Source organism: Enterobacter cloacae complex sp. SYL001 (genome assembly GCF_049237025.1).
Lineage (GTDB): Bacteria > Pseudomonadota > Gammaproteobacteria > Enterobacterales > Enterobacteriaceae > Enterobacter > Enterobacter intestinihominis.
The window spans coordinates 14,124-25,864 of sequence record NZ_JBMKJI010000002.1 but is presented as its reverse complement, the minus strand read 5'-3'; the positions used below and the strand labels follow the sequence as shown (position 1 = coordinate 25,864).

The 11,741-nt window shown below is 53.0% G+C and carries 14 protein-coding genes; 7 read left to right on the top strand and 7 right to left on the bottom strand.

Annotated elements, in window-relative coordinates:
• Positions 1-120: 120 nt before the first annotated feature.
• On the bottom strand, positions 121-882 hold the full coding sequence (gene kduD, locus ACOTZP_RS03440) for a 2-dehydro-3-deoxy-D-gluconate 5-dehydrogenase KduD (protein ID WP_003862835.1): 762 nt from the start codon (positions 880-882) through the stop codon (positions 121-123).
• Between the two features lie 63 nt (positions 883-945).
• A complete protein-coding gene (gene kduI, locus ACOTZP_RS03435; protein ID WP_017382863.1) occupies positions 946-1,782 on the bottom strand; it encodes a 5-dehydro-4-deoxy-D-glucuronate isomerase in 837 nt (278 codons plus the stop codon).
• Positions 1,783-2,082: 300 nt separating this feature from the next.
• Between kduI and ACOTZP_RS03430 the strand changes: the two genes are divergently transcribed.
• Positions 2,083-3,258: an oligogalacturonate lyase family protein gene (locus ACOTZP_RS03430; RefSeq protein WP_022649254.1), complete on the top strand. Its 1,176-nt coding sequence runs from the start codon at positions 2,083-2,085 to the stop codon at positions 3,256-3,258.
• Positions 3,259-3,442: 184 nt separating this feature from the next.
• On the opposite strand, the gene ACOTZP_RS03425 is transcribed toward ACOTZP_RS03430, so the two are convergent.
• The 3 genes from ACOTZP_RS03425 to ACOTZP_RS03415 all read right to left on the bottom strand — a co-directional run bounded on the left by ACOTZP_RS03425 (position 3,443) and on the right by ACOTZP_RS03415 (position 6,581).
• A complete protein-coding gene (locus ACOTZP_RS03425; protein WP_003862842.1) occupies positions 3,443-4,126 on the bottom strand; it encodes an oligogalacturonate-specific porin KdgM family protein in 684 nt (227 codons plus the stop codon).
• Positions 4,127-4,443: 317 nt separating this feature from the next.
• Positions 4,444-5,622 (bottom strand): acetyl-CoA C-acetyltransferase, encoded by a 1,179-nt coding sequence (locus ACOTZP_RS03420; RefSeq protein WP_193129779.1) that lies wholly within the window; start codon positions 5,620-5,622, stop codon positions 4,444-4,446.
• Positions 5,623-5,714: 92 nt separating this feature from the next.
• Positions 5,715-6,581: a LysR family transcriptional regulator gene (locus ACOTZP_RS03415; RefSeq protein WP_023298525.1), complete on the bottom strand. Its 867-nt coding sequence runs from the start codon at positions 6,579-6,581 to the stop codon at positions 5,715-5,717.
• Between the two features lie 101 nt (positions 6,582-6,682).
• Between ACOTZP_RS03415 and ACOTZP_RS03410 the strand changes: the two genes are divergently transcribed.
• Both ACOTZP_RS03410 and ACOTZP_RS03405 read left to right on the top strand, forming a co-directional pair.
• On the top strand, positions 6,683-7,147 hold the full coding sequence (locus tag ACOTZP_RS03410; protein ID WP_022651793.1) for a multidrug/biocide efflux PACE transporter: 465 nt from the start codon (positions 6,683-6,685) through the stop codon (positions 7,145-7,147).
• Positions 7,148-7,263: 116 nt separating this feature from the next.
• A complete protein-coding gene (locus ACOTZP_RS03405) occupies positions 7,264-8,493 on the top strand; it encodes an amino acid permease (protein ID WP_022649259.1) in 1,230 nt (409 codons plus the stop codon).
• A gap of 33 nt (positions 8,494-8,526) precedes the next feature.
• Here ACOTZP_RS03405 and ACOTZP_RS03400 read toward each other — a convergent pair whose 3' ends face one another.
• Complete coding sequence (locus tag ACOTZP_RS03400) at positions 8,527-8,799, bottom strand: GNAT family N-acetyltransferase (RefSeq protein WP_006811846.1); 273 nt, start codon at positions 8,797-8,799, stop codon at positions 8,527-8,529.
• 10 nt (positions 8,800-8,809) lie between these two features.
• Positions 8,810-9,040 carry a 4Fe-4S mono-cluster protein YjdI gene (yjdI, locus tag ACOTZP_RS03395; protein WP_022649260.1) on the bottom strand — a complete coding sequence of 77 codons (231 nt, stop codon included), beginning with the start codon at positions 9,038-9,040 and terminating at the stop codon, positions 8,810-8,812.
• Positions 9,041-9,492: 452 nt separating this feature from the next.
• On the opposite strand from yjdI, the gene ACOTZP_RS03390 reads away from it, so the two are divergent.
• The 4 genes from ACOTZP_RS03390 (at position 9,493) to ACOTZP_RS03375 (ending at position 11,728) form a co-directional block, all read left to right on the top strand.
• Positions 9,493-9,681, top strand: a complete 189-nt coding sequence (locus ACOTZP_RS03390) for a general stress protein (RefSeq protein ID WP_022649261.1) — start codon at positions 9,493-9,495, stop codon at positions 9,679-9,681.
• Positions 9,682-9,771: 90 nt separating this feature from the next.
• The gene (locus tag ACOTZP_RS03385) at positions 9,772-10,269 is read left to right on the top strand and encodes a ferritin-like domain-containing protein (protein WP_003862851.1); all 498 of its coding nucleotides are present in this window, start codon (positions 9,772-9,774) and stop codon (positions 10,267-10,269) included.
• A gap of 62 nt (positions 10,270-10,331) precedes the next feature.
• Positions 10,332-10,838, top strand: a complete 507-nt coding sequence (locus ACOTZP_RS03380) for a ferritin-like domain-containing protein (RefSeq protein ID WP_022649262.1) — start codon at positions 10,332-10,334, stop codon at positions 10,836-10,838.
• A 17-nt stretch (positions 10,839-10,855) separates the two neighbouring features.
• Complete coding sequence (locus ACOTZP_RS03375; RefSeq protein WP_022649263.1) at positions 10,856-11,728, top strand: manganese catalase family protein; 873 nt, start codon at positions 10,856-10,858, stop codon at positions 11,726-11,728.
• Positions 11,729-11,741: the final 13 nt, after the last annotated feature.

Sequence of the window (11,741 nt, the reverse complement as noted above, 5' to 3'; positions counted from 1 at the left end):
TGATACCCGTCATTTATTCCTTTTTAGTATGGATTTTTCATCTTTAAGGATATGGATAAAGCCAATTTTGGCGCAAAAAAAACCTCCACCCGAGGGCAGAGGTTCTTTATTAAGGCTGAATTAACGTGCCAGCCAGCCGCCGTCAACGGCGACGGTATAGCCGTTAATGTAATCCGAAGCCGGAGAAGCCAGGAACACAACCGGGCCCATCAGATCGCTCGGTAGACCCCAGCGACCCGCTGGAATACGTTCCAGAATTGCCGCGCTGCGCTCTTCATCAGCACGCAGCTGCTGGGTATTGTTGGTGGCCATGTAGCCCGGCGCAATCGCGTTGACGTTGATATTGTGCTGCGCCCACTCGTTCGCCAGCAGACGGGTCACGCCCATCACGGCGCTCTTCGATGCGGTGTAAGACGGTACGCGGATGCCGCCCTGGAAAGAGAGCATGGAGGCAATATTGATGATCTTGCCGCCTTTCCCCTGCGCGATGAAGTGCTTCGCAGCCGCCTGGGACATAAAGAACACGCTCTTGATGTTCAGGTTCATCACGTCGTCCCAGTCCGTTTCGCTGAAGTTAATCGCATCTTCACGGCGAATCAGGCCCGCATTGTTGACCAGAATATCGATATGCCCGAACTCCGCCACCGCGCGATCCAGCAGTTCAGGGATCGCATCGATTTTGCGCAGGTCCGCGGTCAGGCTCAGGAAACGACGGCCCAGCGCGGTGACGCGCTCGATGGTTTCCGTTGGCTCTACGATGTTAATCCCGACGATATCACAGCCCGCTTCCGCCAGACCTAACGCCATACCCTGCCCCAGCCCGGTGTCACACCCGGAAACCACAGCCACTTTACCCTGCAGAGAAAATGCATCCAGAATCATGTTTGTTCCTTAATCGTTCAGCGCCTGTCACCAACAGGCAGATGTATGCTTAACTGCCTGCGACTAGCGCAGATCCTTAACAGCGACGTGGTCCATGTCATCGAAGACCTGGTTTTCACCGACCATACCCCAGATAAAGGTATAAGCTTTCGTTCCCACGCCAGAGTGGATGGACCAGCTTGGCGAAATGACCGCCTGCTCGTTGTGCATCACGATATGGCGAGTTTCCTGCGGCTGTCCCATCATGTGGAACACGCAGGCATCTTCATCCATGTTGAAGTAGAAATAGACTTCCATGCGGCGCTCGTGGGTATGGCACGGCATGGTGTTCCACAGGTTGCCCGGCGCAAGCTCGGTCAGCCCCATGCTGAGCTGGCAAGTTTCCAGCACATCCGGTACGAAGTATTTATTGATGGTGCGGCGGTTGCTGGTGAGGTTGTCACCAAGGGTCACCGGGGCAACGTCCGCTGGCGTGACTTTTTTGGTTGGGTAAGTCGTATGAGCCGGGGCGCAGTTGTAGTAGAACTTCGCCGGTTTGCTGCCATCGATGCTGGCGAACACCACTTCTTTCGCGCCTTTTCCGACGTACAGCGCGTCACGGTGACCAATTTCGTAGCACTGGCCATCGACGGTTATGGTGCCCGGCCCGCCAATGTTAATCACGCCCAGTTCACGGCGTTCGAGGAAGTAGCTCACGCCCAGCTGTTTGCCCACTTCACCGCCCACGGAGACGGTTTTCGCCACCGGCATAATCCCGCCCACAATAATGCGGTCAATATGGCTGTAGACCATGGTGTACTTGTCGGCTTCGAACACTTGCTCAACTAAAAACTCACTGCGCAGCCCCTGAGTATCCAGCGTTTTTGCGTGCGCACTGTGGATGCTTTGTCTGACGTCCACGTAAACCTCCAGAATTGATCGTGCCCGAAGGCAAAGATGAATAACGAAACAATGTTCCGTTTTCGTGATGAACACATATTATCCCCTGTACATGGGGTTTTCAATTACATTTAAAACAACGTTTCATTTTTTCTGTATGTTTATGCCAGAAATGGTGTTTCGATCACGATAAATCTTTAAGCCCCTCAATCTGGCTAAAGAAACTGAGAATTTGCGCTGTCAGTCACACACAATGAAACGATGTCTTGATAATTTAACACCTAGTTTTCAACCTATATTACGCGTTCAAAGGAGTGCATTATGGCTAAAGGTATGCGGGTCAAGCTGAACTACGAGGTCAGCCGCGATCCGGATACAGGCGTGGAAGTTACCCGCCTGACCCCACCGGAAGTAACCTGTCATCGCAACTACTTTTACCAGAAGTGCTTCTTTAACGATGGCAGCCACCTGCTGTTCGCCGGGGAGTTCGACGGTCACTGGAACTATTACCTGCTGGATCTGAAAAACGCCGAAGCGGTGCAGCTGACCGAAGGCGCGGGCGATAACACCTTTGGCGGGTTCCTCTCTCCGGACGATCAATCCCTCTACTATGTGAAGAACGATCGCACCCTGCTTGAGGTGGATTTAAAGACGCTGGCAGAGCGCGAAGTGTACCGCGTCCCGGAAGAGTGGGTTGGCTACGGCACCTGGGTCGCGAACAGCGACTGCACCAAACTGGTAGGTATTGAGATTGCCAGACGTGACTGGACGCCACTCAACGACTGGAAAATTTTCCACGACTTCTTCCACAAAGGGCCGCACTGCCGCCTGCTGCGCGTTGATCTAAAAACGGGTGAAAGCACCACCATCCATGACGAGAAGATCTGGCTGGGACATCCGATTTATCGCCCGTTCGATGACAATACCGTGGCCTTCTGTCATGAAGGGCCACACGACCTGGTTGACGCCCGCATGTGGCTGGTCAACGAAGATGGCAGCAACGTGCGGAAAGTGAAAACGCACGCGGAAGGGGAAAGCTGCACGCATGAATTTTGGGTGCCGGACGGGTCCGCGCTGATCTACGTCTCTTACCTGAAAGGTCAGCAAGGTCGTACCATCTCCCGCTTCAATCCGGACACCGGCGTGAATGAAGCGGTAATGAACATGCCCGCCTGTTCGCACCTGATGAGCAACGTCGACGGCACCATGCTGGTTGGCGACGGTTCCGGCACGCCTGTCGATGTGAAAGACACCGGCGGCTACACCATTGATAACGATCCTTATCTGTATGCCTTTGACGTGGCGAAGAAAGCCTATTACCGCATTGCCCGTCATGACACTTCCTGGGCTACGGTGGCGAACAGCCGCCAGGTAACCCACCCGCATCCGTCCTTCACGCCGGACGAAAAAGCGGTGCTGTACAGTTCCGATAAAGACGGCAAACCAGCCCTCTATATCGCGAAACTCCCCGAGCAACCTGAAATGTTGCATGCCTGAATGAGTTAGTGTTTCTGTAACTGGCCTTGCCCTCCGATTCGGAGGGCTTTTTTTTGGGTGATTGCGGCGCTTTTTGCCGGGTGGCGCTTCGCTTACCTGGCCTACGAAACGGCGGAGTGGAAGGAAAGTGTAGGCCGGGTAAGCGAAGCGCCACCCGGCGGTTTTTAGCGAAGAAACTGGATTATCAGAAGGAGTACGCCACGCCTAAACGGAAACGGGTCTGGCGTTCGTCAGTGTCTTTAACCCCCACGTTGCCCACCTCAACATACGGTGCCCAGTTTTTATCCCATTTGTAGGCGAGCTTGGCGTTATATTCATTGGAATAATCTTTATTGTTATTTCGGGCCACGCCTTCAGAGCTTTTCGCGTAAACATAGTTCAGCTCGGTACGCCAGTCACCTAATACCCAACCGACCCACGCATCACCACGGTTAACTTTATCATCGTCCTTATTTGAGCTTGACGGGTAGCGGGTATATTCATAACGGTAACGCGCGGCCACGTAGAAGCCATTATCGAAACTATATTGCACATGCAGATTCGGTTTATAAATGGTACGACTGTCTGTGCTTTCAATCGTAAACGCAGGCGTCAGGGCGATATTGTCTGTCGCTTTCCAGCGCCAGCTAATCTGATCTTCGTGACCGTTCCCCACCACATCCGCGAATGGCTGATCTGCCTTGTCCCCGCCTGATTTCCACTTCGCCTCGACTGAAAAACCGAAGCCATTGTCAAAGCGGTGCGAGACGGCAACACGGTCGGCATTCGAGCCGCTGTCAATATATTCGTGACGCAGATCGACGGTAACGGCGCTAGCCGCAAAAGAGGCACTAATAAGGGAAGCAAGGAGCAGAGATTTCTTAAACATGAAAAAACCCTCAATTAAAATAACGTTTCGTTTTTATGAAACTTGAGTTTATTTTTTATGTACCGTTATTTTAGTGACAAGGATCGAAATTATTTGTTTCATTTTTTTTGGCAAAGATCGACGTGAACCTCATCAACAAAAAAGGCGTATAACGCATAAATTCCAGGCGTGAGATCACACTAAGAACTTCACAAAGCGAATAATTCACCGCGCAATAATTATTGTGGGCTTAAGAAAGAACGCAGAAGTGTTAAAAAAGGATTCTGCAGACATAAAAAAACCTCCCGAGGGAGGCTTTCTGTGCGCAGAGGGGGAAATTACCGTTCGATAGCCAGGGCTACCCCCTGCCCTCCGCCAATGCAGAGCGTTGCGATCCCTTTTCGGGCGTTACGCTTTTTCATTTCGTGGACTAGCGACACCAGAATGCGGCAGCCGGAAGCGCCAATAGGATGACCGAGCGCGATCGCACCGCCGTTGACGTTGACCCGCAGCGGATCCCATTCCAGCATTTTCCCGACCGAGATCGCCTGTGCAGCAAAGGCTTCATTGACTTCAATCAGATCTACATCGTTCAGCTGCCAGCCCGCCCGCTCAAGACAGCGGCGCGTGGCATAGACCGGGGCGATCCCCATTAACGCAGGATCAACACCCACGCTGGCAAACGCTTTGATGCGCGCCAGCACTGGCAGCGCCAGCTCCTGGGCTTTGCTTTCACTCATCATCATCACCGCCGCCGCACCGTCGTTAATGGATGATGCGTTACCTGCCGTTACAGAACCGAGCGTTTCGAAGGCCGGATCGAGTTTTGCCAGCCCTTCTGCGCTGGCATCGGTGCGCGGCTGCTCGTCGGTATCAACGATGAGCGCTTCGCCGTTCTGGCACAGGGTACTGACCGGGACAATTTCATCGCGAAAACGGCCAGAATCGATCGCCGCGCGTGCTTTTTGCTGCGAGCTAAGCGCATACGCATCCTGAAGCTCGCGGCTGATGCCGTATTCCCGCGCCAGGTTTTCCGCCGTGACGCCCATATGGTAGTCGTTGAAGGCGTCCCACAGCCCGTCATGAACCAGGCTGTCAAGCAGTTGACTGTTCCCGAGCTGCGCGCCGGTCCGGCTGTCGGTCAGGACATGCGGGGCGCGGCTCATGTTTTCCTGCCCTCCGGCAATGACCACGTCCGCTTCACCGCACTGGATGGCCTGCGTCGCAAGATGGAGCGCTTTCAAACCTGAACCACAGACGTCGTTGATGGTAATCGCCGAAACGGTATTAGGCAGGCCGCCCTTCAGCGCCGCCTGGCGCGCAGGGTTTTGTCCCGCGCCCGCGGTCAGCACCTGGCCGAGGATCACCTCATCAATTTCATGTGCGGCAACCCCGCTGCGTTCCACCAGCGCTCTTACCACCACGCTGCCGAGATCAACCGCAGAGTGACGCGCAAGCGCTCCCTGAAAACAGCCGATAGCCGTACGTAACGCACCCACTATAACGACATCTTTCATCACGACCTCTGTGCAAAATGACATGACGATAGTAGAGGATTGTTATCAACAATTGACGCAAATGTTTAAAATTAGTGAGTTTAGTCACAGGATTATCGTGCGTCCTGCAAGTACTGGCGCAGCCAGCTTCCGGCGACGCCGGGCGGGGTTCTTTTGTTCCATACCAGATCGATGGCAATCGACCTCGGCCATCCCGGCACGTTCAGCTGCACCAGCGATTTCGATGCGGCAAATTCGTCGACCAGCGCGCAGGGTAACGCGCACCAGCCAAAGCCCTGTACCGCCATGCTTAGCAGCAGCAGGTAGTTCGGCGCAGACCAGACCGGCCCGCGCGCAAGGGGCGCTTCCCGTTCAAGATAGGTACTCAGCCGCAGCTCGCGCCAGCCATGCAGCTCGTCCGCCTGCGTCTCATGTTGCCCTGCCAGAGGATGTCCGGCAGAAACGTAAATAGCCATCCGCGTCTGCATAGGCAGGCGGGTCGCGCCAATATCGGTCGGGTAGCTGTCGCGTGCTTCCGTCAGGCCAATTTGCGCCCGCTCCTTTTGCAGCAGATCGATCACGTCCTCCTCTTCCCCAATCAGGCACTCAAATTCGGTGTGCGGAAAACGCTGGTCGAACTGGCTCATCATCTCTTCCAGCACGGTCGGGTTAAGCGTATCGGAGAGAACAAAGGTAAAACGCGCCTCCGTTTGCGCCGTTAAGGATACGGCCAGCTCATCAAGGCGCGCGCTGGCGGCGAGGATTGACTGGACATAGCCCAGCACCTGTTCACCCTGGGCGGTTAACACCGGGTGACGCGCCGAGCGATCAAACAGCTCAAAGCCAAGGTCAGCTTCAAGGTTGGCGATGGAGGTGCTGATGGTGGACTGGCTTTTACGCAGCCGTCGTGCCGCAGCTGAAAACGAACCTGCGGCGACAGTTTCAACAAACGCGGTCAGTGCTTCGGGAGAATAACGCATGATGTATCTACTTTATCGATGGATACCATCTTTTATATATCACCTTAAGCGATAAGAATAGGCCGCATCAACGCCCATACTGGCGTCTTTATGAGGTAAATATGCAACATCAGGATGCACTCCAACGTAAATTGCCGGAGCGGATCTTCCATGCCGTCTGTTTTGAAGGTATTGCTACGGCGATCCTCGCCCCTACGGCCGCGTGGCTAATGCAGCGCTCGGTGGTTGAAATGGGGGGTCTCACTATTATTCTGGCGACCACGGCAATGCTCTGGAACATTATCTATAACTTTGGCTTCGACCGTTTCTGGCCCGTTCAGCGGGTGAAGCGCACGGCAAAAGTGCGCGCCCTGCATGCGCTGGGTTTTGAATGCGGCTTTATTGTGATTGGCGTAACCATCGTTGCCGCCGTGCTGGGCGTGACGCTGCTCCAGGCCTTCACGCTGGAGATTGGTTTCTTCCTGTTCTTCCTGCCGTACACCATGCTCTACAACTGGGCGTATGACACCCTGCGGGAGAAAATTATCAAGCGCCGCCAGCAACGTCGCGCCCTGGCAAGCGAATGACCTTCCGGCCGGAGACCTTCTCCGGCCCAACCCCAGCGAAGCAACGGCGACCTCAACGCATAATTATGGTAAATTGCACTCCTTTTTGTTCGTTTTATAGTTGATACGTTGCTCTAATGTCGAAAATTTGGTCAAAAGAAGAGACTCTCTGGAGTTTCGCCCTCTACGGCACTGCCGTGGGCGCAGGAACCCTGTTCTTGCCCATTCAGCTCGGCTCTGCTGGCGCAATTGTCCTGCTGATCACCGCCCTTGTGGCGTATCCCTTAACCTACTGGCCGCATAAAGCGCTGGCGCAATTTATTCTGTCGTCGAAGACGAAAGGCAACGAAGGGATCACCGGTGCCGTTTCCCATTACTACGGCAAAAAGATCGGCAACCTCATCACCACGCTCTATTTCGTGGCCTTCTTTGTGGTGGTTCTGATTTACGCGGTGGCGATAACCAACTCACTTACTGAACAGCTGGCGAAACGGATGACGGTGGATACCAGCGTGCGGATGCTGGTGAGTTTTGGCGTGGTGCTGATTTTGAATCTGATCTTCCTGATGGGGCGGCACATCACCATTAAGGTGATGGGTTTCCTTGTCTTTCCGCTGATCGCCTATTTCCTGTTTGTCTCGCTGTATCTGACGGGCAGCTGGCAGCCGTCGCTGCTGACCAGCCAGATGGCCTTCGACCAGCATACGCTGCACCAGGTGTGGATATCGATCCCGGTGATGGTTTTCGCTTTTAGCCATACCCCGATCATCTCGACCTTCGCCGTAGATCGTCGCGAGAAATACGGTGAAGAGGCTATGGGTAAATGCAAAAAAATCATGAAAGTGGCGTACCTGATCATCTGCCTCAGCGTGTTGTTCTTTGTGTTCAGCTGCCTGCTTTCGATTCCACCGTCCTATATCGTGGCGGCAAAAGAGGAAGGGGTGACGATCCTGTCCGCGCTGTCGATGATGCCTTCGTCCCCGGCATGGCTGGGCATTTCCGGCATTATCGTGGCAATTATAGCGATGTCGAAATCGTTCCTCGGCACCTATTTTGGCGTGATTGAAGGGGCAACGGAAATTGTGAAATCGTCGCTGAATCAGGTGGGTGTGAAGAAAAGTCGTGCCTTTAACCGCGCGGTTTCGATTCTCGGCGTGTCGCTGATTACCTTTGCGGTCTGCTGCATCAACCCGAATGCGATCTCGATGATTTACGCCATCAGCGGTCCGCTTATCGCCATGATCCTGTTCATCATGCCGACGCTGTCGACGTACCTGATCCCGTCGTTAAAACCGTACCGCTCCATCGGTAACCTGCTGACGCTGATTGTGGGTGTGCTGTGTGTGTCGGTGATGTTTGTCGGTTGAGTGTGCTGCCCGGCGCAATGCCGGGCATCTGTTTTACGCCCGAATATCGTCATACTCCCGCGTATTATCAAACTCATGCTTCGCAAACGGACACAGCGGGATAATTTTACGGTTCTCCCCGCGCATCTTCTCTACCACCTTCGCCACCAGCTGCTTACCCACACCCTGCCCTTTCAGGCTCGGATCCACATCGGTGTGCTCGATGATGCTCAGATGCTCGCCGGTCGGGACAAAGACGATCTCCGCAACCTGATTGCCTTCGGCGTCGTTGACATAAAACTTGTTATGGCCTTCAAGAATATCCATGGTTCCTCACTTATTTTAGGCGGTACTTCAGCGCACCGCTCGGGCAGGTATCAATTACGCGCGCAACAGTTTCTGCATCCACTTCATCCGGTGCGATCCAGGGTTTACGCTTCAGGTCGAACAGCGCCGCGCTGCCGCGTACGCAGTTGCCCGAGTGTTTGCAGATCCCTGTGTTGAAGTAGACATCGATTTTCTCACCGGTATAGGCCCGGTACCCTGCATCCAGTAGCTCCTGATCCATGACATTGCCTCTGTAATTATTGTGGTAACAAATGCAGCATACCCTCACCCGATCCGCCTGACCACGTCAAAAACGACGATCGGATACACTGTTTTGGCTCGTTATTTTACTTCTCGCTTAAGACTATTCCGATTATAAAGACTCAGGTCGGTAAGATATATTTTTGCGCTACGTCAATTCTTGTAATCATTTCCGCCGCGTTCACATTAAGATTATTAGCTAAGCGGAATCCTAACGACACAATTTATTTCCCCCTAAGCAATGGATTTACTTCCGATTTTCAAAAATCGTAACGAAGCGGTATTTCCCCCGCATCTCTGGAAATGGTGCAAAACAACCCAGACAGGAAATTTGACTCTTCTCACATAACGACTAATGTTAATTTCTGAACGACAACTGATACGAATTACTTATCGTATCACCTGACATAAACGCAACATGAGGGTTGATATATGGCAGAGCAACATCGTGGTGGTTCCGGTAATTTCGCGCAAGACCGTGAAAAAGCATCAGAAGCTGGACGTAAAGGCGGCCAGCACAGCGGCGGTAATTTCAAAAACGATCCGCAACGCGCATCTGAAGCGGGTAAGAAAGGGGGACAGAACAGTCACGGCGGGGGCCGTAAATCTGATAACTCCTGATCTTATTTAAAGCTCTTATAAATATACCGAGAGCATGCTGCGGGCCTGTCGGCTCGCAGTACCTTCCCTTTATTTCACTGGAGCGAATATATGAATATGAAAACTGTTGAAGATGTATTTATTCACCTGTTATCCGATACCTACAGCGCTGAGAAGCAGCTGACCCGCGCGCTAAGCAAGTTAGCCCGTGCCGCATCAAGCGAGAAGCTGAGCGCTGCCTTCACGGCTCACCTTGAGGAGACGCAGGGACAGATCGAACGTATCGATCAGATTATTGAGCAGGAATCCGGCCTCAAGCTGAAGCGCATGAAATGCGTTGCAATGGAAGGCTTAATTGAAGAAGCCAACGAAGTTATTGAGAGCACTGAGAAAAACGAAGTGCGTGACGCTGCATTAATTGCCGCCGCACAGAAAGTCGAGCACTACGAAATTGCCAGCTACGGCACCCTGGCCACCCTGGCTGAACAATTAGGCTATAAAAAAGCCGTTAAACTTCTTGCAGAAACACTGGAAGAAGAAAAAGAAACCGATCTCAAATTAACCGATCTGGCTGTCGGCAATATTAATCAAAAAGCCCAGAAAGGATAAATAAAAATTTGATGAGCATCAGCACCAACAATTAACCAGAAAATAAATCACAGGAGTTAATTATGAATCATGTAGAACACTACCATGATTGGCTACGCGATGCCCATGCGATGGAAAAGCAAGCCGAATCCATGCTGGAATCAATGGCCAGCCGTATTGATAATTATCCCGACTTACGTGCACGAATTGAACAACACGTTAATGAAACTAAACATCAAATTACCGTGCTGGAAGAAATTCTCGACCGCAATAATATTTCCCGTTCGGTCATAAAAGATTCCATGAGCAAAATGGCGGCGCTCGGCCAGTCCATTGGCGGCATGTTCCCTTCCGACGAAATTGTTAAAGGCTCCATCAGCGGCTACGTTTTTGAGCAGTTTGAAATTGCCTGCTACACCTCTCTGCTGGCCGCGGCCAAACAAGCGGGCGATACCGCCTCCATTCCAGCCATTGAATCCATTTTGGAAGAAGAGCGCCAGATGGCGGACTGGCTGATTCAACATATTCCACAGACGACGGAACAGTTCCTGCTGCGCTCCGACGCGGACGGCGTTGAAGCGAAAAAATAACGGAAGAGGGAGAATATATGTTTCGACACGTAAAACAGCTGCAATACACAGTACGCGTAGCCGAACCGAATCCGGGTCTGGCTAATCTTCTGCTTGAGCAGTTTGGCGGGCCACAGGGCGAACTTGCCGCGGCATGTCGTTACTTTACGCAAGGATTGAGCGACGACGATCCCGGTCGTAAAGATATGCTGATGGATATCGCGACCGAGGAGTTAAGTCACCTGGAAATTATCGGCACCCTGGTGGGTATGCTTAATAAGGGTGCGAAAGGTGAACTGGCGGAAGGCGTTGAAAATGAAGCGGAGCTGTACCGGTCCATGACCGAAAACGGCAATGACAGTCATATCACTTCCCTGCTCTACGGGGGCGGTACTCCGCTCACTAACTCCGCAGGCGTACCGTGGACGGCGGCGTACGTGGATACCATTGGCGAACCCACCGCGGATCTGCGCTCTAACATTGCGGCCGAGGCGCGCGCCAAAATTATCTACGAACGGCTTATTAACGTAACGGACGATCCAGGTGTTAAAGATGCGCTGGCGTTTTTAATGACGCGTGAGGCAGCACACCAGCTTTCGTTTGAGAAGGCGCTCCAGTCGATCCGTAACAACTTCCCACCGGGTAAATTGCCTCCAATCGAAGAGTACACCAACAAGTACTACAATATGTCTGAGGGGGGAGAAGTTCGCGGAAGCTGGAACAGCGACAAGCATTTCGACTACGTGGAATCTCCTCAGCCAGCGGTCGATGGCGGTGACGGCGGCGCAAGCGTAACGCTCACAACAGAGCAGGCTACGCTGGTCAAAGCAATGTGCGCACGTACGAAATCCGATCCTAAAGCCGATCCGCTTACCGGTGCCGAGCTTGGCGCGGGTAAGAAAAAACCGTAACCGGTTTTGCCAG